This is a genomic window from Pseudonocardia oroxyli (genome assembly GCF_900102195.1).
Classification (GTDB): Bacteria; Actinomycetota; Actinomycetes; order Mycobacteriales; family Pseudonocardiaceae; genus Pseudonocardia; species Pseudonocardia oroxyli.
On sequence record NZ_FNBE01000023.1, the window covers coordinates 38,994 to 60,818 of the forward strand.

Here is a 21,825-nt window from a genome sequence, read left to right on the forward strand (position 1 = left end):
GGTCGCAAGCGATAGCCCGCTCAATAGGGCATAGCAACCTTCATCAGCTTCGCCACCATCGCGTTTCGGGGCACTGTCGCAAGCGATAGGCTGCTCAAATGGGGCATAGCAACGGTCACTTTGCATCGCTTGAGCATCAGTCGAGTTTCTACCAAGCGATAGTCCGCTCAAATGGTGTTCAAAGTGGAGTGCCAACGTTGTCGAGCGAGAATGGAGTGAAGGCGGTCGAGTTGATATGATCGTGGTGGTGGCATACGACATCACGGACGACAGGCGGCGCGAGGACGTCGCGATGCTGTTGTCGGGGTATGGGCCGCGGGTGCAGCTGTCGGTGTTCGAGTGCGAGTTGCGCTCGGTGGAGGAATTGCGACAGTTGAAGGCGGAGATCCGCGCCCGGATCGACACGCTCGAGGACCAGGTGCGGCTCTATCCGACCTCGGAGCAGAGCTTCGCGGAGCGGGCGATCATCGGCGCGCGGGTGGTGGAGGAGCGGGCGGACTACTGGATCGTCCGGTGAGCGGCGCGGAACTCCGCGCGTACCTGCTCGAAGGCACCCCGGACCAGCTCCGCGTGCTCGGGTAGGTGCGCGTCGAGCCAGGTCCGGGCGCTGCGGGTATCGCTGAGCGCGCGGAGCTCGTCGGCCTCGATGTCGGTGAGGAGCCCGAGGCACCGGCGGCCGATCTCGACGTCCCAGGCCCGCCGGAAGGCGATGCGGAGCTGGCGGACCCGGGCGGGGTCGACATCATCGAGGCCGAGAGCATCGAGGATGTCGATTTCGGTCACCGGATCTCCAAAAGAACCGTGCGGTTTCGGGCCGCCTCGGCCGGGAGCAGGGTGCCGGTCGCGTCGTGGTCGGGGGTGTAGCCGGCGAACTCGCTGCCCACCCCGGCCGTCGTGATCCGTTCGCCCGCGATTCCGGCGTCGACCAGCACGGCCTTGACCGCGTCGGCACGCTGCAGGGCGAGTCGGCGCTGGCCGGGGAGGTCGCCGACGCGGGCGGTGGTCCCGGTGAGCGATACGGCGGTGTCGGGGTGCGCGGTCAGCCACTCGGCGACGGGGCGCAGCGCGGCGCGGGCGGCGTCCGGGGACCGGAAGTCAGCGGTGTCCCGCCGGAACCCGACCTGCTCGTCGTCCGGGAGGACGAGCGTGCTCGACTTCAGGTCGGGGTTCGCCGGGGGCGGGACCTCGACGATCCCGACCTCGGGAGTCCCCGTAACGGCCGCCGGGACCCGGGGTGTCCGGTCGACGTCGACGCAGGCGGCGCCACCCGCCGTCGCGATGGCACTCCAGATCGCGACGAGGCGGCCCTGGCGGCCGGAGTCGAGCGCCAGCTGCGGAGCCGCGACGTCCCCGATCCCGGACAGCACGACGGTCACGCCTGTCAGATCGGGAAGCCGACGTTGCGCCCGAAGGTGCTCGACGACGTCGGCCGGGTCGGCATCGAGGAGACCGGTCTGTCGGAAGTCGAGCGGTGCGACGGTCTGCAGGCCCGAGTCGGCGAGCACGACGGTGCCCTGCCTCGCGGCTCGCGCGCCGAGCGCGAGGGCGCCGAGCGGGTCCGCCTCGGCCGTACCGGCCCGCAGCCCTGCCACCGCCTCCTCGACACCGCGGAGGAAGGCCGCGCGGTCGTCGGCGAGTGCGGCGTCGTTGCCGGCGTCGGAGCTGAAGGCGTGCGCCGCGACCACCCGCGGCTCGCCCTCGACCGAGACCAGAGTCAGCTGCGGGCCGCCCCGCCCGCTCAGGACGTGTCCCATGACCAGGTCGCGGGCGCGCCCGTCGAGCACGGGCTCCGGGCTGCCCTGCCGACCGGACTCGACGAGCGCGACCGGACCCGGCGCCCTCGGGCAGGAGCCGACGCTCGACCCGACCGGAGTGCTGGCCGAGCCGGCGCCGTCGCAGGCGGCGAGCAGCGCGACCGCGGCGACGAGCGGGAATGCGATTCCGAAGCGGGACATGAGGTCTCCAGTCAGTCGAGGGGGAGGCGGCGAGTGAGGCCGTCGGTCGTCGGGGCGTCCTGCAGCCCGATCGAGAGGAGGACGCGGGATGTGTGACGGAGTTCGGCGAGATCGGCGAGCACCCCGGCTCGAGCGATCTCGCAGCGCCGCACCTCGCGCTGGTGCTCGGCACGATGCTGAGCGAGGACTGCTCGGGCGCGGACGGCGGTCGCTCCGGCCCGTGACTCGGCCGCGGCAGCAGCCCGTCGCTCCTGGCGGGCCCGACGCAGCGCGGCGACCAGCGGGTTGTGATGTGTCCGGGCGTGGTGCATCACGGCGAGCCCGCAGGCCATGTGCACGGCGAGGAACAGGAGCGCGACAAGGACGTCCCGGGCGTGCGGCCCGGCGTCGGCGCTCGTCCCGAAGCCGGACGCCGACCCGGGAGCCACGACCCGGACCGCGGCCGCGGCGAGCCCGATGGCGAGCCAGCCCGCGACCGTCCAGTTGCGTAGCATCCGGCTGGCCCGGGGGTCTCGGGCACGCAGCTGCGCGGCCGCGACGCCGACGTGGTGGGCGGCCAGTACGGAGGCCGCGAGCAGGCCGACCGCCCCGACGGCCACGACGACGTCGTTGCTGCGGAACAGGATCTGCAGCACCGAGTAGAGGGCGGCGAGGTCGGCCCCCATCGCGGCGACGACCAGGACCCAGGTGCCCACGGTGGACAGACGGGACTCGTGGACCCGGTGCGGTTGCCGGTCGGGATGCGGCGGAGTGAGGGGTGTGAGGGTCATGGCAGGTCTCCTGTCAGGCGCCGAGTCGGGTGCGGGCGGCGGTGAGGTCGGTGTCGGCGAGGCGGAGGCGGTGGGCGGCCGACTGGTGTTCGGCCTCGGCGGCAGCCACTGCCTCCTCGGCCATCCCGACGAGGCGGTCCAGGGCGCCGAGGTGGTCGAGGTGCTCGGTGTCGACGCGCTGGAGCCAGTCCGCGGCCCAGGCCGTGAGGACGGCGTCGAGCACGGCGGCGCTGCCCTCGTCGACCGCGGCAGGCAGGAGCCGCTCGACCAGGCCGGCCAACTCGGCGTGCGCCTCCGCCTTGGTGCGCGGCGTCGGCGTGGTGAACGGTCGAGGGCGGGCACGGTCGAGGGACAGCGCCGCCAGGGGGCGTCGGAACATGGGATTCTCCTCTGGGTTCAGACGGACGGGAGCGTCCACGCGGGGACGACGGGCCGCTCGTGCGACCACCTGCGTGTGAGCAGCTCGGCCGCGGGGTGCTTGCGGAGCAGCCGCCGCTCGTAGGTGCTGATCCGGCGCAGGGTGTGGGCGTGGAGGCGGTGCACGCGGGCGGCCGCGAGCTCGTGGCGGGCACAGAGCTGCTGCTCGGCTGTGGCCAGGGCGAGCCTCTCCTCGCCGAGAGCGCGCTCGACGTCGGACACGGCACACCGCATTCGGGCACGGTCGGCTCGGTGCTCGCGCCGCCGGCGAGCGTGGACGAGTGCGTCCGCGGCGTCGACCTCGCCGATCCGGCGAGCTGCGAGGTCGTCGGCGCTGGGCTCGGCACCCAGCTCCGCGAGCCCGGCACGCAGCTCGTCCAGCTGAGCCGTGAGCACCTCTATGCGCGCCAGGCACGCCACGCGGCGGCGAGCCGGCCGGGCCGTGGCGCGGGTGAGCCGGATGCGCTCCCGCTCAGCACGGTCGGTGAACGCCCGCCCGAGCACGTCGACGTGCGGGGTGGCGCCCACGCCGTCGGGCAGGGGGAGGCCGCGGCGCGCGTCGACGGTCCCGTTGACGATGTCGGTGCACCACGGACCGAGCCAGTAGGGCAGCGGGCGGGCGATGGGGGAGTCGGGAAGCATCACGATCCCTTCGCGGGGGTGGGCTGGGTGGCGATGACCACCGCGGTGACGAGCGGGTCAGTCAGCCGGCGTGCGGCCTGCGGACCGGCGAGGCTCCGAACCGCCGCACGAACGGCGCTGGGGGTCACCGCGTGCCGGCCTCGGTGCTCGACCTGGATCCGGGCCAGATCGGCCAGATACTCGACGGTGAGCGCGCGCACAGCCCGGGTAGCGGCGGGTCCGTCCGCCGCCGGGCCGAGTGCCGACCGCATCGCTTCGACCGGATCCGGCGCGGTGCGCAGCGCGCGCCAGAACCGCGGCGCGAGCGGGTCGGTCTTCCGGGCCAGGCCGCTGTCGGGGATGTCGACGGCCTGGTCCGGGTCGTCGAGGTTCAGAGCGCCAAACTCCGCGTTGCGGCGCTGGATCGGTGCTTGCACGTTGTCCGCCAGCCATCGATGGCCGACGGTGTCGACGACGACGCTGAGGACCGACTCGACGTCGCGGCGCAGCCCCTCGACGGTTACCGAACGCCCGCAGAATCGGCTCTTGGCCTGAACGAGGTCGCTGTAGGGCCAGCCCTCCGCGCTCACGCGCCCGCGTCGGCTCGCCTCTGTGAGCAACAGGGTCAGTAGGCGGTCGCGCCAACGGGACTCTGGACCGGTCGCGATCGCCACCCGGATCCGACCGACCGCCCCGTCACGCCGCTCAGGCTTGGCAACACCGTCGGCGCGGGCGTTCCGCTTCGCGACCCAGTCCTTCGACCAGTTGGCGACGACGGTGTAGACGTAAGCCGGGGTGTCCTGCGGTGCCCTCACCTTCACTGCGACGTGGAGGAGCGCGTCGACGTAAAGGTCACCGCAGGGCTCGCACCCAGACCGGAGCTCTTGCCCGGCGGTGACCGCGGGCCGTCCCGCGCAGGAGGAGCCGGTGTGGTTGAAGTGCCGCAGCCGGCTCAGCGCCTGCCACGTCGCGTCCTGAACCTCGGCACGCTCCAGAATGACGAACGCGGACACCCAGACCTCCCAGAGGGCACGACGATGCCGACCGAACGGTCGAGCTGTCGGGCCACGTCCGAGGACGACGGTCCAGATGCCCGCGAGGGCTGTGGGGATCCCACGTGCGCCGTAGCGCGAGGTGGAAAGCTACGGGCTCGCCTCCTCGGAGTAAAGCTCTCCGGCGCGGCGGATCAGGGAGCCGACGGCGAGTAACCGCGCCTGCAGCCGTCTGACAAGGTCCTCGTGGAGTCGAACCAACGAGTCGTCCGGCGTGCCGCCCAGGGTTCCGCCGACGAGCTCGTCGATCTTCATCGCGTGTCCACCGATCGACGCGAACTTCTTAAGCGCCTGGCTCAGGCTCTGCGTGCCGTGGGTCACGGTGAGGGCGTTGCGAACGTTCTTGAGCTGGACCATCCGGCGCTTTGCCTTCGGAGTTGTCTCGTCGTGCTTCCACAGCTTCTGCGCCGCCTCGTTGGCGATTACCGTGAGCCGCAACGCCGCGATCCCCGGTCCGGACTGTCCGACCGCTCGCAGCCGGGACCGACACAGGGTCACCGCGGCCCGCTCTCCGCCGCGCCGGTAGAACGCGGTGCCGAGTTCACGGACCGGACGGACCAGCTCTCGGGTGGAGGTGGAGCCGAGAGCGAGCAGCCGGGCCGCCGTGTCGAACTCCAGGCGGTTGAGCGCGATCTCGGCGAGCGCCACCAGTTGGTCGTCTGCCCCGAGCATGGGTAGCACGCGGTGATAGCGAGGATGCTCGGATCGCCGGTCCGTGCACTCGAGGAAGAGCGGAAGGGCGGTGCGGGTGGTGTAGCTGAAGGCCCCGGCCAGCATCGAGGTGGTCAGCGACTTGGGGCCGGTAGGCACGACGATCACCGCGTCGGGGGCGATCCGCTCCAGCTCAGCGCTGACGCGCACGGCGACATCTGAGTCGGTCGGCAGCTCCACCCCGAGCGGAGTTCCGACGCGCTCGGCGAAGGCCGAGCCCGTCCAGCGCTCCTTGTCCGCGAGCAGATCGATCTGAGCCTTGGCGTTGCTCGCAGACTCCGGGGTGTGCACCAGGACCCCATGCAGGGCGGCGACACCGTCTCCGAGCTGGACGACGAGCTCGCCGTCCAGCGGTCGCCTGCTCAGGGTCTCGGCGTAGGTCTCCCAGGCGCCACCGCGAGCGATGCCGACTGCCCAGACCACAGCCAGCCGCCGACCGGGCACGCGGAACCGCGGCATCTCCGGCGGTACCGGAATGCCCGGACTCTCCTCGAACAGTGCAGGCGCCAGCTTCTCCCAGGAGGGCGCGGTGAGGTGGACGCTCTGCGCAGCGAACGTGTTCGCGTTCTTGACCTCCTTGCTTGCGAGCCAGCGGGCCGACTCCACGATGAAGAGACTCGGGTCGGCCGCCTCGAGGTCCTCGAACAGCTCTCCCAGGGAACGCCGACCGAGGTCGGCCAGCAGGTTCGGGGTCTCGGAGTCGATCTGGACGTCGAGGGCGCGCTGCCGCTCGTACTCGGCGATGATCCATGACCGGATGCTCAGGCCAGCGCTGCGGTCGCGCCGTCGAAGGTCGCTGCGTACCAGCTCGCTCAGGTCACCCGCGTCGGGTTGGCTGGACTCGACTGCACGCTTGTGCGCGTGAAAGAGGTCCTTGGCGTAGTCGACGAGAGCCGGGTCGACCGTGTGGTTCTGCGCCCACTGTCGGACCCGCTCCGGAAAGCCCAGCCGGATGAGCCAGGGTACGAGCGGATGCGAGTCCTGCTCGGGGAGCAGCGCGACCCGCGGGTGCGGGGGCTCGACCGCACGGACCTCCCAGCGGCGTCCCGACTCGACGACGGCGGCCATCGCGGCGAGCTGCAGCCCGGTCGAGCCCGACCCCATCGACAGCACGACCGGCAGGTCCCGACGCTCGGCGAGAGCCGATCCGAGAGGCCCGACGACGGCCTCGTCGTTGAAGCCCTCGACCTCGACCAGCCTCACCGTCGCGATCTCCGAGCCGTAGACCTTGGGCCACCTCGTCAGCGCTGCCGCGAGCGCCCTGCCGAGCGGTCCGGTAGCGAGCTTTCCCGACGCCGCGGACGTCGTGACCAGCAGAAGCTCCTGTCCCGCTGGGATCGCGCTCAGCAGACCGGCGAGCGGGGTCTGGGAGAAGGTTGCACTGGAGGTGGTCGAGACCAGCCGGCGGGCCTCCTCGACGTCGGCCTCGCCGAGCCGGGAGAGCCAGCTGGCTCGGTGCTCCAGGCGCGTGGCTCCTGGCGGTGGGCTGTTCTGGTCGAACCCCGTGTCCGCGTCCCCCACGACATGCACCACGGTCCCGGCGACCACGCCTCGCCCCCTGTCCGTCTGCTGATCACGTAACCCGATCGAGGAGGAATCGTGCCAGGCCGCACGTCACACACCGCAACAACCTCGCTGACACGGCCACCCGATACCGTGCGCGCTCATCCGGCGCAGGTTCGGTCAGGTGCGTCGGGGGAGGGAACGAGGGTGCCGCCCTTCGAGCTTCGGAACCACACGCCGCACTCCGTCACGGTCGTCCTGGTCGACGGGCGCCGCGTGGACATCCCGGCCACCGACCCACCCGCGCGGTGCGAAGTGGACCGAGCCACGTCGGGAACACTCGAGACGACCGTGGGAGTCGTCCCGCTGAACGTCACGCGCCGCAGGCAGCGCGTCGTGGACCTCCCGCCCCGCACCCCCGGTGTGCTCCTCATTGTGGCCTCCGCCGTCGCTGCGGCGTGCCCTGAGCGGGACGACCTCGTGTTCCCCGATGAGCAGGCCCGGGACGAGGCCGGGCTTGTGATCGAGTGCCATGCCCTGGGGAGACCCGGGTAGCTGTCCGTCAGGGCGGGGTGCCCCCACTCCTCGGCGAGAGGAACGCCATGGACCACACCGCCCACCGCCCCGGGACGCAGCTCCTGCGACGTCTCCTGGTCACGATCGTCGCCCTCGCAGCTCTCGTGGTCGCCGTCCCCGTCACGAGCGCGGCCGCCGCTCCCGGACCCTCGCTACAGGGTGCCGCGAACCTGCGGGACTGCGTCAACACGGGCCTGCTCGGCTGCCAGCCGACCGGTCAGCTCCCGGCCCGGGCCCCGGTGACCATGATCTGCTGGATCGACGGCTCCACAGCCACCGGCAAGTACACCTCGCAGAGATGGTTCTTCGTCGCCGGTGGCGGGCGCACCGGCTTCGTCCACTCCTCGTGGGTGATCGACCAGTGGCGCCAGAGCCCGCCGTGTGGTGCCGACCGCGGGGTGTCCGCGGTCCGATGGGCTGCTGAGCACGTCGGGCAGACCCGGCCCTCGGGCGCCGAGGCTGCTGGCCTTGGGGTTAACGACGGTATGTGGTCCGGCTGGTGCGCCGCCTTCACCTACGGCTCCTACCTCTTCGGGTCGGGGTCGACGCCGCGGATCGCGGGCAACGCCGCCCCGCGCTTCTACGCCTACCAGCGTGCCGGGCTGGTCACCGGCTGGACCGACGCCGCGAACGTGCCGGTGGGAGCGATGCTCTTCTGGCCCACCGTCGCCGCCCCCTACGGTCACACCGCGATCTACGCGGGCAACGGGTACGCCCTGAGCACCCAGGGCCTCAACGACCCGTCGCGCCCGATCGCCCGAGTTCCCGTCGGGACGTGGGGGACCCCGGCGGGGTGGGTGGCGCCGGACAAGGTCTGACCCACCCAGCGCTGCCCCGGCCCGCGATTCGCGGGTCGGGGCAGCGTGCTGTGTCGTGCACAGGTCCACGACCCGCGCGATGACAGGACCAGCTCTCCGACGCGTTTACTGAGCGGTGCTGTTGCTTGCGACCGTTGGCGACACGATGGCCGAGGCACTGTGCAAGTTCCGTTGCTATGTCCTATTGAGCGGGCTATCCGTTGCGACCTCAACAAGGAGATTCAGCACGTGGTGGAGAACCGTTGCTATGCGCTACTGAGCGGGCTATCCGTTGCGACGGTCCACCCCGAGACCAAGCGCGGTCGTCTGGCGTTGCTATGCCCTACTGAGCGGGTTATCCGTTGCGACGCGAGCCCGAGCCCACTCAGTACCTGGAGGTCACCTACGGTTGCTATGCCCTATTGAGCGGGCTATCCCTTGTGACTGGACTACTACGGCACCGACCGGGCAGTTGCGTTGCTATGCCCTATTGAGCGGGCTATCCCTTGTGACGGCCGGACTCATCCAGTTCGAGAGCTGGCAGCTCGGGTTGCTATGCCCTATTGAGCGGGCTATCCCTTGTGACGGCAGGAAGTCCCGCCGAATGCTGTTCGCGTCATTCGTCGGTTGCTATGCCCTATTGAGCGGGCTATCCCTTGTGACGAGATCGTCCGCCACGAGGGCTACCACGTCGGTACGTTGCTATGCCCTATTGAGCGGGCTATCCCTTGTGACCAAGCCGTTCAGCATCGACACTGTGGAGCGACTCCGTTGCTATGCCCTATTGAGCGGGCTATCCCTTGTGACCCTACCTCGAATTCGGGGCCTCTGACCAGGGCCGATGAAGATCGTTGCGAGCACCGTGGTCTCGGGAAGCTCGAGCCGAGCTTTGGCGCTGTGAGCGTGGCGGGCCGCAGGCTCGCGACCTGCGGAAACGGAGGTTGCGAGCACCTCGCCGTTTCTGCTCTCTAGAAGTTGATCTGTTCAGGCTTGATCATCAGGGTTCTGACCAGCGGCGGACTGTGGATCGCTGTCAACAATGTGTGTTGCGTCATGTCAGGCCATCGGCGGTTGCGGAGGTGGCGTCGTCCCGATTTTGCGAGAGCGCAGGTGCTCTCGAGCGGAGCTTATGACTATCCGGCGCACGTCCAGCGACGCTGGAGCGGCGCATCCGGTGGACGTCGGCGAGCAACTCGTCGAGCTCGGCGTCGTCCTCGAAGATCCCGTCCTGGGCGAGTTCGTCGATGCTGTCGACCGCCTTCGCATTGGCGAAGATCTCGTCGAGGGTCGGAGCCGGCTTGCGGGACGGCGTGGGCCCGGGCTGGGTCGTCATCGCTGCTTCCTCGTTCGGCTCGTCTGGACTCGATGATGACAGCCGCGGACGCCGTTGAGTAGTCCGAACGACACCTTCGACGCGGCGGCTCAGCAGTCGCTGAAACTACTTGTCACCAGTTGAACCAAGGCCCCGCCGCGTGGAAACACATATGGCACGAACATGGGTCTACAGGTGTACTCAGGGGGCCATCAGAGGGTGCTCCGCGGAGACTGTAGGTGCAGGTAGAAGTGGTGGATCACCTCGACCCGTGGCCTTCCAAACTAGCTACGCGGGTTCGATTCCCGTCGCCCGCTCCACACTCTGACCAGCACGAACGTCGGACTCCATGATCGCCGGGACCGACATCGTGGCACCACATGTGGCACCAGTCGCCCTAACTTGCGTGCCATGACAGGTCGACCAGGCACCGGTACGAGACGCGCCCGAGGGAACATCGAGACCCTCGCGAGCGGCCCCCTGCGAGTGCGGGTGTACGGCGGGCTGGACCCGCTCACGAAGCAGCGGCACGTGCTGACCGAGGTGATCCCGAAGGGCCCGAACGCGGTGCGCGACGCCCAGCGGGCGCGGGACCGCCTCCTCGTCGAGGTCGCCGAGCGCAGGTACCCGAAGACCAACGCGACGCTCGACCAGCTGCTGGAGCGCTATGTCGCCCAGCTCCAGGGGTCCCCGAACACGCTGCAGCTCTCGACCCTGTGCCCGACCCGAATGCTCAGTGGTCGTGCTGCTCGTGCCCCGCTCACCAATTGTGATGAGCCGAGCACGTTGGGTGTAGCGACGCTGATCGACTCTCCGATGTGCCCTGTGAGGGCCCCGGGCGGGGCCGAGAGCCTGGGGGCATGTCTGTGAGCATCAACGAACGCGTCTACGACCTGGCGACGAAGGTCCGCCGGCACAAGGCCGCCATCGAGACCGAGGAGGCGACCAAGAACGCGTTCGTGATGCCGTTCATCGGCTCGGTGCTGGGCTACGACGTGTTCAACCCGTCCGAGGTCATCCCGGAGTTCACGGCCGACGTCGGGGTGAAGAAGGGCGAGAAGATCGACTACGCCCTGGTGCACGGTGGCCAGGTGCAGATCCTGGTCGAGTGCAAGAAGGTCATCGAGCCCTTGAAGATCCAGCACTCGTCCCAGCTGTTCCGGTACTTCGCGGTCACCAACGCTCGGGTGGCGGTGCTGACCAATGGTGAGGTGTACGAGTTCTACACGGATCTCGACGCACCGAACAAGATGGACGAGAAGCCGTTCCTGGTACTCGACCTGGCCGCGATCGATGCCACTCTGCTGCCGGAGTTGGCGAAGCTCACGAAGGAGTCGTTCGACCTCGATTCGGTCATCAATGCGGCGGGCGAGCTGAAGTACATCGGTCAGATCAAGCGTGCTCTCGCCGCGGAGTTCCGGGCGCCGAGTTCGGAGTGGGTGAAGTTCTTCGCCTCGCGGGTGTACGAGAAGAGTGTGACGGCGAAGGTTCGCGAGCAGTTCGAGACGCTGGTGCCGAAGGCGGCCACACAGTTCCTCACCGAGCAGGTCAACGAGCGTCTCAAGACCGCCCTCGGTGACGACGCCGCAGCGACGGTGACTCCGTCGGCACCCGCTCCGGTGCGCACCACCGCCGTCGCGGTCGCCGGGGAGGTCGAGGAGCCCGACGCCACGAGGCTGGTCGTCACCACCGACGAGGAGATCGAGGGTTTCCAGATCGTGCGCGCGATCGTGTGCAGTGAGGTCGCCGTCGAGCGCATTGCGGCCCGGGACACCCAGACGTACTTCGGTGTGCTGCTCGACGACAACAACCGCAAGCCCGTCGCCCGGCTGTGGTTCAACCGCTCGCAGAGGTATCTGGGCGTCTTCGACGAGAACAAGACCGAGACCCGCTTGCCCATCGACTCGCCGCAGGACATCTACCTCCACGCCGATGCGCTGCGGAAGACGGTGGCGAACTACCTGAGCCGCGAGGGGGGCTCGACCACGGAGTGACCGACCGGCAGGAGGGGGCTCGTCCTCGGAGGAGCACGAGTCCCTCACGTTCGGCGACATCGCTAGCCGGCGAGCGGCCGGCCACTGGCGGATGATCGACCAGCGGCTGAAGCCGGCGCCGCGCCCACGGGTCCCGGCTCAGGGGACGACGGCGTGCTCGCTCTCGTCGAAGTGTGCGAGGGCGAACGCCTTAGAGGACTCGACGTGCTCCCGCATCAGGCGCTCGGCCAGCGGACCGTCCTGGGCGCGCAACGCGTCCAGGATCCCGTGGTGCTGCTCGACGGCCAGCGCCGACTGATCGGCCGGATAGGCGTACCGGGAGCGGTAGCTCACCGTGAAGGCGAGCACCTGACCCATGACGGACTGCAGCATCCGGCTCCCGGTCGCGTCGCTGATCAGGTTGTGGAAGGCCAGGTCGGCGAGGGCCTGCTCGACGGCGGTGCCGGTGCTCCCGACCCGTTCCAGCCTGGCCTGGGCGTCGACCAGCGCGTCGAGGTCCGCGCGGGTGCGGGTGCGGGCCGCCTCGCCCGCCGCGTAGGCCTCGAGGACGGTGCGCAGCGAGTAGATCTGCAGGATGTCCCGCGCGGTGATCGTGCGCACGGTGGCACCCCGGTTCGGGGTGAGCTCGACCAGGCCCTCGCTCTGCAGCGTGAACAGTGCCTCGCGGACGGGTGTCCGGCTGACCCCCAGGCTCTCCGCCAGGGCGCGCTCCGGCAGTGGTTCCCCCGGCTTGAGACCCCCGGCCAGGATCTCGTCCCGCAGCACCCGGGCGACGCCCTCGCTCGTGCGCTGCGCCAGCGGGACACCGTTTCGCCCGACGAGCTGCATGTACCGGTCTCCATCCTGAGCGATCCCCGCGGACGCCCGCCGGCTCCCGCCCACGGCCGCGGATCACCACGGTAGGCCTGCCCGCCGAATATACGGGTCGGCTCACCGGCCGTGGCCCTCCGTGGTCCTCCGTGGCGCCGGCCGCGCCGCCGAACGCCGCGGAGGGGGCGCTCACGCCGAGGTGACCGTGGCGGACTCCTCCTGCTCCACCGGCGAGGCGCCCTCCGCCGGGAGGGCGGGTGCATCGAGGTCGTCCGAGGAGTTCTCGACGCCCCAGCGGGTGCGGTCCAGGCCCGCGACCTCCGCGGCGGCGTCCGCGCGCAGCCCGCCGAACCGCTCGAAGAGCAGGCACATCAGCAGGGCCGGGACGCCCGCGACCAGCATCGTCGCCGCGACGCCCGCGAGCTGCCACCACGGAGTGATCTGGGCGACCCCCACCGCGTACGGCCCCTCGAGCCCGATGTAGCCGCCGGTCCGGGTGCCCCACTCGAGGAAGCCGGTGAGCACCGCGCCCACCACACCGGGGCCGAGGGCGAGCGGCACGACCTTGGGGTCGTCGATGCGGAGCCTGCGCAGCAGGGCTGCGGTGCCCAGCCCGACGACCGGGCCGAGGGCGCCGATCAGGAGGCACTGCCAGGCGGTGCCGATGTCGAGCAGGGTCCCGGTGATCACCACGCCGGAGATCGGCCCGAGGAAGGCCCAGGTGGGCTCGTGCCGGCGGTGGGCCAGGAACAGGCCCACGACGGCGCCACCGAGGATGGCCGCGACCAGGTTGACGATCACCAGGCCCATCCCGCTCTCGGTGAACGAGATCCCGAAGAAGCCGACGTCGGGGACGATGTAGCCGCTGCCGAGGGTGATGAACGGCAGCGCGAGCAGGATCAGCAGCATCCCGATGCCCACGAAGGACAGGTTCTGGGCGGCGGGCCGGGCACCGGTGCGGTGGGCGGCGCCGAAGGCCCCGAGCCGGGGGCCGACGCGCCAGGCCAGCACGAGCACGAACGTCCCGGCGGTGATGTAGAGCGGGAACACACCGTCGAAGTCGTGCGTGCCCCGCAGCGTGAGCGGCGACAGCGAACCCCAGCACAGGTAGCCCACCAGGGGCGAGAGCACCGCGCCGACGACGAAGGACATCACGTAGAGCGGCACCGCCTTGATGCGTTCGACGACCCCGGTGTGGATGAGCGCGACGGTCGCCATCGTGAAGGTCACGAAGAAGACCAGGAAGATCTGCAGGACGTCCGCCTCCGGCAGCGCCGACGGATCGATGTGCCGGGAGGCCGTCGTGGTGAACGCACCGCCCAGCCACCAGTCCCGCATCGCCTGCAGGAACGGGTCGGGGACGCCGAAGGCCTGGTTGAACTGCCACTGCCAGATCGGGTAGCCGACGAGCAGGGTGCCGAGCCCGCCGACCATCGCGGCGCCGATCTTCTGCAGTGCGGTGTCGAGGACGTTGCGGCGCCGGACCAGTCCGACGTCGATGAACACGAGGCCCACGACGACGAGGAGGACCGCGATGGCCCCCACGGTGTAGACGAAGGTGGAGAGGATCCACTCGGTGGAGGCCTGCTCGGGGAATTGCGGCATGAGGATCTCCGGTCGAGGAGTGCCGAGTGCTGCGGACCCGCAGCGGGGGAGGAGCGACGAGCGTCGGCGGCGCGCCCCTGAACACCCGCGGAGAGGGCCGGAGCGTGGACCGCGGCAGGAACGTATACCGGTATGCAATCTGTGACAAGAGGTCGTCGTGCCGGCTTTGAGCTGCGAGGATGCGGACTGTAACGAACGCGTTTCCGCCGTTTTCAATCATGTTTCCTGCGGCGAGAGGGTTCCGTTCGAGTCTTCGGTGAGGCAGAGTTCGTGTCGCTCGGCCTCCAGCCGGAGCCTCGGTGTTGTGGCTGGTATACATGTATGCCAGTCAGATCGAGAGACGACAGTCGCGAGAGGAGTACCCGTGGACCAGGAGCCCGAGACGGCCCGTGTGTACGACCGTGCGGGGTTCGGCCACTCCGTCCCGCGCGGCGCCCGTCCCGCGGTGGTGGTGGTGGACTTCAGCCACGGCTTCACCGACCCCTCCTACCCGACGGGTGCGGACATGACCGGCCCGGTCGTCGCCACCGCGCGGCTGCTCGACGCCGCACGCGCCACAGGCGCACCGGTCGTGTTCACCACGATCGCCTACGACCCGGGACAGATCGAGACGCTCACCTGGCTGCGCAAGGCGCGCGGCATGGCAGCCCTGACGGCGGGCAGCAGGCTCGTCGAGATCGACGACCGGCTCGACCCCCGGCCCGAGGAGCACCTCGTCGTGAAGACCGGTGCGTCGGCGTTCTTCGGGACCGACCTGGCCACCTACCTCGTCTCGCGGGGCATCGACACGCTCGTCGTCACGGGGGCGACGACGAGCGGCTGCGTCCGGGCGACCGTGGTGGACGCCGTCCAGTACGGCTTCCCGACCCTGGTGCCGCGGGAGTGCGTCGCCGACCGGGCGGCCGGGCCCCACGCCGCCAACCTGTTCGACATCGACGAGAAGTACGGAGACGTCGTCGACCTCCCCGACGTCCTCGACTACCTCACCCGCGCGAGCGGCCCCGACACCGCACCGCCGTCCACCACCGAGCCGAAGTCAGAGGTCCCCGCATGACCCCCACGAGCCCCGGTCCGCTGCCCTTCGAGCCCGCCCGGGCGGTGCCCGGCAAGCGCTTCGCGAGCCCCTTCGCGGTCACCACGCCGCCCGGCGCCGAGGGCTGGGAGAGCATGTACCCGTACTACGCGCTGCTCAGCAGCGAGCGGGCGGAGCTCGAGGACGGCAAGTTCTGGTTCTTCGACGGCATGCACAACCCCGAGCCGCTCTACCCGTTCGACACGATCATGACCGAGAACTGGTGGGTCGCGGTCAGCCAGATGTCCACCCGGGTCTGGCCGATCCCGCTCGCGGGCGGCATCGACCACCGGATCATCAACGGCTACCTCTACATCAGCCCCAACGCGGTGACCGACGCCGACGAGATCGCCGCGCGGGCCGAGGACTTCGCGGTGCGGGCCGGGCACTACTACGAGAACTGGGACGAGATCTACGCCCAGTGGGTGGCCAAGGCGACCGACTGCATCGAGCGGCTGAAGGGCATCCACTTCGCGCCGCTGCCGGACAAGGAGCCGGAGTCCGCCGTGTTCGCCCACCGCGGCCTGTACTCCAGCTACGACCTGCTCACCCGGTACAGCGAGCTCATCCACAACCTGTTCGAGATGGGCTCCTACCACTTCGAGATGCTCAACCTCGGCTACGGCGCCTACCTCACCTTCCGCGAGTTCTGCCAGGCCGCCTTCCCGGGGATCACCGACCAGACCATCGCCAGCATGGTCTCCGGCATCGACATCATGCTGTTCCGGCCGGACGACGAGGTCCGCGCCCTCGCGCGCCTCGCCGTCGAGCTCGGGGTGACCGGGCCGCTGCTCGGGACCGAGGACCCGGCGGCCGCCCTGGCCGCGGTCGCCGGAGCGCCCTCGGGGGACCGCTGGGTCGAGGCGTTCGAGAAGGCCAAGGACCCGTGGTTCTGGTTCTCCACGGGCGCCGGTTACCAGCACAGCGACCGGGCGTGGATCGACGACCTGCGGCTGCCCTTCACCGCCCTGCGCGGCTACATCAAGAACCTGCTCGACGGCCAGGACATCGACCGCCCGCTCGAGGCCATCCTCGCCGAGCGGGTCCGGGTCACCGACGAGTACCGCACCTACCTGCCGACCGAGGCCGACCGGGAGTCCTTCGACGGGCTCGTCGAGCTGGCTCGCCAGGTCTTCCCGTTCGTGGAGAACCACAACTTCTACGTCGAGCACTGGCACCACTCGATGTTCTGGTCCAAGGTGCGCGAGCTCGGTGACGTGTTCGTCGCGCACGGCTTCCTCGACGACCGCGAGGACATCTTCTACCTGCACCGCAACGAGATCTACTCGGCGCTCTACGACCTCAACATCGGGTGGGCGACCGGGACGGAGGCCCGCGGTGTCACCTACTGGCGGCCCGAGGTCGAGCGCAGGCGCCGCATCCGCGAGGTGCTCAAGGCGAACCCGCCGCAGCCCGCGCTCGGCGTGCCGCCGGAGTACATCACCGAGCCCCTGACGGTGATGCTGTGGGGCATCAACCAGGAGTCGGTGCAGGAGTGGCTCGGCTCCGAGGACCAGGACCCGAACCGGCTCAACGGCGTGGCCGCCTCCGCGGGCAAGGCGACCGGCCGGGCCCGGGTGATCCTCGACCCGGAGCAGCTCCACGAGGTCGAGGACGGGGACATCCTCGTCTGCCGGATCACCGCTCCCAGCTGGGCGCCGGTGTTCTCCCGGCTCTCGGCCGCGGTGTCCGACGTCGGCGGCATCATGGCGCACACGGCGATCGTGTGCCGCGAGTACGGCCTCCCCGCCGTCGTCGGCACCGGTTTCGCCACGACCACCATCAAGACCGGACAGCTCATCGAGGTCGACGGCGGCAACGGCGTCGTCCGTGTGCTCGAGGACGTGACCGCATGACCACGACGGAGACCCCCTTCGTCCTCCGGATCGACGATCCCGCCGCCGTCGCCAGCCCACTGCTGGGCGGGAAGTTCGGCAGCCTGGCCGAGATGACCGCGGCCGGGTTCGCCGTGCCGCCCGGCTTCGGCGTCACCACCTCCGCCTACCGCTACTTCCTGGCGGAGTCCGGGCTCGCGGACGCGGCCAGGGCGGTGCGGACCGAGGCGCGCGGGGCGGATCTCGCCCGCGTCCAGGAGCTGAGCGCGGAGTTCTCCGCGCGGATCGAGGACGCGACCGTGCCCGCGGCCCTCGAGGACGCGATCCGCACCTCCTACGCCCGGCTCGAGGAGGAGGCCGGGAGCGCCCGGCTGCCCGTCGCCGTGCGGTCCAGCGGCGAGTCCGAGGACCTCGCCGGGGCCAGCTTCGCAGGCCAGTACGACACCTTCCTGTGGATCCGCGGCGCCGACGACGTCCTCACGCACGTCCGGCGGTGCTGGGCGGGCATGTTCGGCCCGGCCGTGCTGACCTACAAGCCGGAGGCCACCGCCGACGCGGTGCTCGACGACCACGGCATCTGCGTCGGCGTGCAGCAGATGGTCGAGGCGCGCTCCGCCGGCGTCATGTTCACCCTGGACCCGGTGACCGGGGACCGCTCGAAGGTCGTCGTCGAGGGCTGCTGGGGCCTGGGGGAGGGGGTGGTGGGCGGCGGCGTCACGCCCAGCCGCTTCGTGGTCGACAAGGTGACCTTCGAGGTGGTCCGGCGCGAGCTCGCCCCGCAGGAGTCGGCGTACGGCGTCGACCCCGCGACCGGGGTGGTCGGTCTGGTGCCCGTCGCCGAGGACCGGCGCGAGCTGCCCTGCCTGACCGACGAGGAGATCGACGAGCTGGCCACGCTGGCCAAGCGGATCGAGCGCCACCGCGGCGCCCCGCAGGACATCGAGTGGGCGGTCTCCGAGGCGGGCGACGTGCACGTCCTGCAGGTGCGACCGGAGACGGTGTGGGCGCAGCGCCGCGCCGAGCAGCTCGTGGCCGCCCCGAAGTCGGCGGTCGGGCACGTGCTGGCCCGGTTCTCCGGCACGGGTGTCGCCACGGGGAAGCGGCCCTCGTGAAGCCCGCCCGCTTCGCCTACCACCGGCCGACCACGGTCGCCGAGGCCGTCGCGCACCTGCGTGACCACGCGGGCGGTGCCCGGGTGCTCGCCGGCGGGCAGAGCCTGGTCCCCATGCTGAACATGCGGCTCTGGCGGCCCGACGCGCTCGTCGACATCAACGAGATCGACGAGCTCGACGACCTGCGCGTCGACGGGGAACGCACCGAGATCGGTGCGCTGGTCCGGTACTCGACCCTCGAGCGCTCGCCGCTCGTGGCCCAGCGGCTGCCGCTGCTCGCCCGGATCGTGACCCGCGTCGGCGACCGGCAGGTCCGCAACCGGGGCACGATCGGCGGCTCGCTCGTCCAGGGCGACCCGACGGGCGAGCTGCCCCTGGCCTGCCTCGTGCTCGGCGCGACGGTGGTCGCGGTGGGACCCGGCGGCGTGCGGCGGATCCCCGTCGCGGAGCTGTACACGGGCTCGTACGCGACGGTGCTCGAACCGGACGAGCTGCTCGTCGCGGTCGAGTTCCCCAGCCACCCGCAGCACGCCGCGTTCCGGCAGTACTGCCGCAAGCACAACGACTTCGCCGTCGTCAGCGTGGTGGCGACGGGCGACCGGGGCGCCGACGGCCGCTGGCACGGCGTCCGGATCGCCCTCGGCGGCGTGGCGGACAGCCCCGTCCTCGCCACCGCGGCGGCGGCCGCGCTCGAGGGCACGCAGCTGACCGACGCCGATCTCGACGCGGCCGCCGCGGCCGCCGCGCAGGTCATCGACCCGCCCTCCGACGTGCGCGCGTCCGCTGCCTACCGGCGCCACCTGGTCCCGGTCCACCTCCGCCGCGCGCTGACCGACCTGCGGGCCGCGCGCCCGTGACCCGACGTACCCGCGGACCGCTGCGCGGGTGGAGGAGAGATCATGCAACTCCGTGAGGAATTCGAGGTCGGCAGGCCGCCCGCCTCGGTGTGGGCCTTCTTCGAGCAGTTCGAGAGGGTCGCCGCGTGCGTCCCCGGCGTCGAGGGCCTGACGCAGACCGGTCCGGACGACATCGAGGTCCGGATCACCCAGAGCGTCGGGCCGATGTCCGCCACCTTCGCCGCGGCGGTGACGATCGTCGAGCGGGTCCCGGAGAAGCTCATCGCCTTCACCGCGACCGGCAAGACCGTGCGCGGGGCCATGGGCAACGTGCGGGCCGCGGTCACCGTGCAGGTGGAGGCCGCGGGGCCCGACCGCACCACCGTGTCCGTCGACGGCGACGTGGTCCTCGCGGGCGCCCTGGGCAGCGTCGGGCAGAAGGTCGTCGCGAAGCAGGCCGGGAAGGTGACCGCCGCCTTCTCCCGCAACCTCGAGGCCGCGCTGGGCGGCGCCGAGATGCCCGCCGGTCGCCCGGCGATCGGGACCGCGCACCTGGGCGACCGTGCGTCCGCCCCGTCCGCCCTGTCCGCCCCGTCCGCGGTGGCCCCGGCGCCCGCCGCCCGCCCGGGACCCGACCGCTGGACCCTCGCCTCCGTGGTGCTTAGCGCGGTCTCGGCCGTCCTCAGCGGGATCGCGGTCTGGCAGAACCGGCGGTCCCGGTGACCGCGACGCAGCCGTGGACGGCGCCGCGGGTCGAGGCGGGCGGCGAGGTCGAGGCGCTCGCCGCCGAGTGGATCGTGCCGTACGGGCAGGCCGAGCACCTGGTGCGCGCCCGCGACTGGCTGGTGCACCTGGCGCCCACGGCGACCGCCGAGATGCGGGTCGCGGCCCTGACCCACGACGTCGAGCGCATGTTCCCCGGTGGACCGGTGCTGCGCCACGCCGACCAGCGCTGGGACGACCCGGTCTACCTCTACGCCCACTCGCTGCGCTCGGCCGAGGCCGTCACCGTCTGGCTCGGGGGCCTGGGGGCGGTCGCCGCCACCGTCGACCCGGCGGAGATCCGGCGCCTGGTCGGGCTGCACGAGGTCGGTGGGATCGACGGCGCCGACGAGGTCCAGGCCGCGGACTCGCTGTCCTTCCTCGAGACGCTCGCCGGTCTGACCCGCGACTGGGTCCGGTCCGGCGTGTGCTCGCGGCTGCAGGCCGAGCGGAAGCTGCGCTACATGGCCGACCGTGTGCGTGTGCCGACCGCCGCCCAGTACGCGCCGCCCCTGCTGGAGTGGGCGATCGACCAGCTCCCCGCGGAGGTGGCGCACCGATGACGACGTCACTCGACATCGCGGGCACGAGCGTCACCGTGCGGGCGAACGGGCTGCGGCACCGGGTCCTGCGCTACGGCCGGGAAGGCGACCGGGACCTGCTCCTCGTCCCGGGCATCACGAGCCCCGCGGTGTGCGCGGACTTCCTCGCCGTCCGGCTCGCGGCGCTCGGCTACCGCGTGACCGTGCCGGACGTGCGCGGCCGCGGCGAGAGCGACCGGGCTCCGTCGGGCGCCTACCGCCTCGCGGACTACGCCGCGGACGTCGCCGGCCTCGTCGAGGGGCTCGACCTGCGGGTGCCGGTCCTGGTGGGCCACTCGATGGGCGCGCGGATCGCGGCGGCCTACGCGGTGCTCCACGCACCCGAGGACCACGGGCCGCTGGTGCTGGTCGACCCACCCACCTCCGGCCCCGGCCGGGCCCCCTACCCCACCGGCAGGCAGGCGTTCCTCGACCAGCTCCACCAGGCCCGACGGGGCACGGACGCCGACGGCGTGCGCGCGTTCTACCCGCGCTGGCCCGAGCGCGAGCTGGAGATGCGTGCCCGGTTCCTCGCCACCTGCGACGAGACCGCGGTCGTCGAGACCCACGAGGGCTTCGAGACGGAGGACTTCTTCGACTACTGGACCGCGCTGCGGGGGACGGTCGTCCTCGTGCGCGGGGCGGACAGCCCGGTCGTCCCGGACGACACGGCCGAGGAGCTGCGCCGGACCCGTCCCGATCTGCCCGTCCTCGCCGTGCCGGGCACCGGCCACATGGTGCCCTGGGACGACCTGACCGGCTTCCTCACCGTCGTCCGCCCGCACCTGCTCTCGTTCCTCGATCCCCAGGAGTAGCCAGCCATGGACCAGAACCTGTTCAACGAGATCTGCCTGCAGCAGCTGACCCTGTCGGCGGTGCACGAGGGTGAGACCGTGGCCGTGCTGACCCGCGGGGACGAGCGCGCGGAGTACGCGGACGCCTTCCTGTGGGCGATCGGGAAGTTGGGGGCGCAGGGCTTCCACCTGCGGCTGCCCGCGCCGACGAGCGCGTCCGGGGCGTGGGCGGTGGGTGAGTCGGGGTTGGCGGCGAACCGGCTCGCGGTGGAGGCGCTCAAGAGTGTGGACATGGTGGTGGACTGCACGTTCTTGTTGTTCAGTCCGGAGCAGTTCGAGATCCAGGGGGCGGGGACGCGGATCCTGACCGCGGTGGAGCCGGCGTCGTTGTTGGCTCGGTTGATGCCCACTCGTGAGTTGCGGGAGCGGGTGGAGATCGGGGCGGAGTTGTTGGCGAAGGCGCAGACGATGCGGATCACCAGTCCGCACGGTACGGATGTGACCTACCGGTTGGGGGTGTATCCGACGTTGTCGGAGTACGGCTACACCGACCAGCCGGGTCGGTGGGATCACTGGCCTGCGGCGTTCGTGTTCACCGGTGGGGCGGACGACGGGGTGGACGGGAGGATCGTGTTGGCGCCGGGGGATGTGTTGTTGCCGTTCAACACCTATGTGCAGGCGCCGGTGGAGCTGACGATCGAGCAGGGGTT

22 protein-coding genes and 1 CRISPR repeat array are annotated in these 21,825 nt (G+C 70.9%); of the genes, 12 read left to right on the plus strand and 10 right to left on the minus strand.

All coding sequences use genetic code 11. From position 1 onward, the window contains the following. Window positions 1–235: 235 nt before the first annotated feature. Entirely contained in the window at window positions 236–517 is a 282-nt protein-coding gene (gene cas2, locus BLS43_RS27155) for a CRISPR-associated endonuclease Cas2 (protein WP_093089559.1), read from the plus strand. Here the strand turns inward: cas2 and BLS43_RS27160 are convergent. The 7 genes from BLS43_RS27160 to BLS43_RS27190 all read right to left on the minus strand — a co-directional run bounded on the left by BLS43_RS27160 (window position 499) and on the right by BLS43_RS27190 (window position 7,047). After that, window positions 499–783, minus strand: a complete 285-nt coding sequence (locus BLS43_RS27160) for a hypothetical protein (protein WP_093089560.1) — start codon at window positions 781–783, stop codon at window positions 499–501. The genes cas2 and BLS43_RS27160 overlap by 19 nt on opposite strands. Continuing rightward, the gene (locus BLS43_RS27165; RefSeq protein ID WP_093089561.1) at window positions 780–1,955 is read right to left on the minus strand and encodes an OmpA family protein; all 1,176 of its coding nucleotides are present in this window, start codon (window positions 1,953–1,955) and stop codon (window positions 780–782) included. The genes BLS43_RS27160 and BLS43_RS27165 overlap by 4 nt, the downstream gene beginning before the upstream one ends. Window positions 1,956–1,966: 11 nt before the next feature. Further along, a complete protein-coding gene (locus tag BLS43_RS27170) occupies window positions 1,967–2,725 on the minus strand; it encodes a hypothetical protein (RefSeq protein WP_093089562.1) in 759 nt (252 codons plus the stop codon). Between the two features lie 13 nt (window positions 2,726–2,738). Beyond that, on the minus strand, window positions 2,739–3,104 hold the full coding sequence (locus tag BLS43_RS27175; RefSeq protein ID WP_093089563.1) for a hypothetical protein: 366 nt from the start codon (window positions 3,102–3,104) through the stop codon (window positions 2,739–2,741). A 17-nt stretch (window positions 3,105–3,121) separates the two neighbouring features. After that, complete coding sequence (locus BLS43_RS27180; RefSeq protein WP_093089564.1) at window positions 3,122–3,787, minus strand: hypothetical protein; 666 nt, start codon at window positions 3,785–3,787, stop codon at window positions 3,122–3,124. Then, window positions 3,784–4,776, minus strand: a complete 993-nt coding sequence (locus tag BLS43_RS27185; RefSeq protein WP_093089565.1) for a hypothetical protein — start codon at window positions 4,774–4,776, stop codon at window positions 3,784–3,786. Before BLS43_RS27185 ends, BLS43_RS27180 begins: the two co-directional genes overlap by 4 nt. Window positions 4,777–4,905: 129 nt before the next feature. Continuing rightward, window positions 4,906–7,047, minus strand: coding sequence for a hypothetical protein (locus BLS43_RS27190; RefSeq protein ID WP_143030254.1), 2,142 nt, complete (start codon window positions 7,045–7,047; stop codon window positions 4,906–4,908). A gap of 584 nt (window positions 7,048–7,631) precedes the next feature. Between BLS43_RS27190 and BLS43_RS27200 the strand changes: the two genes are divergently transcribed. Further along, entirely contained in the window at window positions 7,632–8,423 is a 792-nt protein-coding gene (locus BLS43_RS27200) for a hypothetical protein (protein WP_093089568.1), read from the plus strand. A 170-nt stretch (window positions 8,424–8,593) separates the two neighbouring features. Continuing rightward, window positions 8,594–9,209: direct repeats of the CRISPR family, unit length 37 nt; unit sequence GTTGCTATGCCCTATTGAGCGGGCTATCCCTTGTGAC. A gap of 244 nt (window positions 9,210–9,453) precedes the next feature. Here the strand turns inward: BLS43_RS27200 and BLS43_RS27205 are convergent. After that, window positions 9,454–9,735, minus strand: coding sequence for a hypothetical protein (locus BLS43_RS27205; RefSeq protein ID WP_093089569.1), 282 nt, complete (start codon window positions 9,733–9,735; stop codon window positions 9,454–9,456). Window positions 9,736–10,125: 390 nt separating this feature from the next. Between BLS43_RS27205 and BLS43_RS27210 the strand changes: the two genes are divergently transcribed. After that, window positions 10,126–10,584 carry a hypothetical protein gene (locus BLS43_RS27210; RefSeq protein ID WP_143030255.1) on the plus strand — a complete coding sequence of 153 codons (459 nt, stop codon included), beginning with the start codon at window positions 10,126–10,128 and terminating at the stop codon, window positions 10,582–10,584. After that, window positions 10,575–11,708 (plus strand): type I restriction enzyme HsdR N-terminal domain-containing protein, encoded by a 1,134-nt coding sequence (locus tag BLS43_RS27215; RefSeq protein ID WP_176921584.1) that lies wholly within the window; start codon window positions 10,575–10,577, stop codon window positions 11,706–11,708. Before BLS43_RS27210 ends, BLS43_RS27215 begins: the two co-directional genes overlap by 10 nt. A gap of 138 nt (window positions 11,709–11,846) precedes the next feature. Here BLS43_RS27215 and BLS43_RS27220 read toward each other — a convergent pair whose 3' ends face one another. Together BLS43_RS27220 and BLS43_RS27225 are read right to left on the minus strand one after the other, a co-directional pair. Further along, on the minus strand, window positions 11,847–12,536 hold the full coding sequence (locus BLS43_RS27220; protein WP_093089572.1) for a GntR family transcriptional regulator: 690 nt from the start codon (window positions 12,534–12,536) through the stop codon (window positions 11,847–11,849). A gap of 171 nt (window positions 12,537–12,707) precedes the next feature. Continuing rightward, the gene (locus BLS43_RS27225; protein WP_093089573.1) at window positions 12,708–14,123 is read right to left on the minus strand and encodes an ammonium transporter; all 1,416 of its coding nucleotides are present in this window, start codon (window positions 14,121–14,123) and stop codon (window positions 12,708–12,710) included. A 364-nt stretch (window positions 14,124–14,487) separates the two neighbouring features. On the opposite strand from BLS43_RS27225, the gene BLS43_RS27230 reads away from it, so the two are divergent. The 8 genes from BLS43_RS27230 to BLS43_RS27265 all read left to right on the plus strand — a co-directional run. After that, window positions 14,488–15,177 carry an isochorismatase family protein gene (locus BLS43_RS27230; protein ID WP_093089574.1) on the plus strand — a complete coding sequence of 230 codons (690 nt, stop codon included), beginning with the start codon at window positions 14,488–14,490 and terminating at the stop codon, window positions 15,175–15,177. Further along, window positions 15,174–17,051, plus strand: a complete 1,878-nt coding sequence (locus BLS43_RS27235) for a PEP-utilizing enzyme (protein WP_093089575.1) — start codon at window positions 15,174–15,176, stop codon at window positions 17,049–17,051. The genes BLS43_RS27230 and BLS43_RS27235 overlap by 4 nt, the downstream gene beginning before the upstream one ends. Beyond that, window positions 17,048–18,142: a PEP/pyruvate-binding domain-containing protein gene (locus BLS43_RS27240; RefSeq protein WP_093089576.1), complete on the plus strand. Its 1,095-nt coding sequence runs from the start codon at window positions 17,048–17,050 to the stop codon at window positions 18,140–18,142. Before BLS43_RS27235 ends, BLS43_RS27240 begins: the two co-directional genes overlap by 4 nt. After that, a complete protein-coding gene (locus tag BLS43_RS27245) occupies window positions 18,139–18,999 on the plus strand; it encodes an FAD binding domain-containing protein (protein WP_093089577.1) in 861 nt (286 codons plus the stop codon). Before BLS43_RS27240 ends, BLS43_RS27245 begins: the two co-directional genes overlap by 4 nt. A gap of 42 nt (window positions 19,000–19,041) precedes the next feature. Then, entirely contained in the window at window positions 19,042–19,701 is a 660-nt protein-coding gene (locus tag BLS43_RS27250) for an SRPBCC family protein (protein ID WP_093089578.1), read from the plus strand. Next, a complete protein-coding gene (locus BLS43_RS27255) occupies window positions 19,698–20,303 on the plus strand; it encodes a hypothetical protein (RefSeq protein WP_093089579.1) in 606 nt (201 codons plus the stop codon). Before BLS43_RS27250 ends, BLS43_RS27255 begins: the two co-directional genes overlap by 4 nt. After that, a complete protein-coding gene (locus BLS43_RS27260; RefSeq protein ID WP_093089580.1) occupies window positions 20,300–21,136 on the plus strand; it encodes an alpha/beta fold hydrolase in 837 nt (278 codons plus the stop codon). The genes BLS43_RS27255 and BLS43_RS27260 overlap by 4 nt, the downstream gene beginning before the upstream one ends. 6 nt (window positions 21,137–21,142) lie before the next feature. After that, a partial coding sequence (locus BLS43_RS27265; RefSeq protein ID WP_093089581.1) for a 2,5-dihydroxypyridine 5,6-dioxygenase NicX family protein occupies window positions 21,143–21,825 on the plus strand: 683 nt, incomplete at its 3' end.

What these genes read in the sequence shown, in the direction of transcription:
- cas2 (WP_093089559.1), top strand. Translation starts at nt 236, where the DNA reads ATGATCGTGGTGGTGGCATACGACATCACGGACGACAGGCGGCGCGAG.
- BLS43_RS27165 (WP_093089561.1), bottom strand. Translation starts at nt 1,955, where the DNA reads ATGTCCCGCTTCGGAATCGCATTCCCGCTCGTCGCCGCGGTCGCGCTG.
- BLS43_RS27170 (WP_093089562.1), bottom strand. Translation starts at nt 2,725, where the DNA reads ATGACCCTCACACCCCTCACTCCGCCGCATCCCGACCGGCAACCGCAC.
- BLS43_RS27175 (WP_093089563.1), bottom strand. Translation starts at nt 3,104, where the DNA reads ATGTTCCGACGCCCCCTGGCGGCGCTGTCCCTCGACCGTGCCCGCCCT.
- BLS43_RS27200 (WP_093089568.1), top strand. Translation starts at nt 7,632, where the DNA reads ATGGACCACACCGCCCACCGCCCCGGGACGCAGCTCCTGCGACGTCTC.
- BLS43_RS27205 (WP_093089569.1), bottom strand. Translation starts at nt 9,735, where the DNA reads ATGACGACCCAGCCCGGGCCCACGCCGTCCCGCAAGCCGGCTCCGACC.
- BLS43_RS27210 (WP_143030255.1), top strand. Translation starts at nt 10,126, where the DNA reads ATGACAGGTCGACCAGGCACCGGTACGAGACGCGCCCGAGGGAACATC.
- BLS43_RS27215 (WP_176921584.1), top strand. Translation starts at nt 10,575, where the DNA reads ATGTCTGTGAGCATCAACGAACGCGTCTACGACCTGGCGACGAAGGTC.
- BLS43_RS27220 (WP_093089572.1), bottom strand. Translation starts at nt 12,536, where the DNA reads ATGCAGCTCGTCGGGCGAAACGGTGTCCCGCTGGCGCAGCGCACGAGC.
- BLS43_RS27225 (WP_093089573.1), bottom strand. Translation starts at nt 14,123, where the DNA reads ATGCCGCAATTCCCCGAGCAGGCCTCCACCGAGTGGATCCTCTCCACC.
- BLS43_RS27235 (WP_093089575.1), top strand. Translation starts at nt 15,174, where the DNA reads ATGACCCCCACGAGCCCCGGTCCGCTGCCCTTCGAGCCCGCCCGGGCG.
- BLS43_RS27240 (WP_093089576.1), top strand. Translation starts at nt 17,048, where the DNA reads ATGACCACGACGGAGACCCCCTTCGTCCTCCGGATCGACGATCCCGCC.
- BLS43_RS27250 (WP_093089578.1), top strand. Translation starts at nt 19,042, where the DNA reads ATGCAACTCCGTGAGGAATTCGAGGTCGGCAGGCCGCCCGCCTCGGTG.
- BLS43_RS27260 (WP_093089580.1), top strand. Translation starts at nt 20,300, where the DNA reads ATGACGACGTCACTCGACATCGCGGGCACGAGCGTCACCGTGCGGGCG.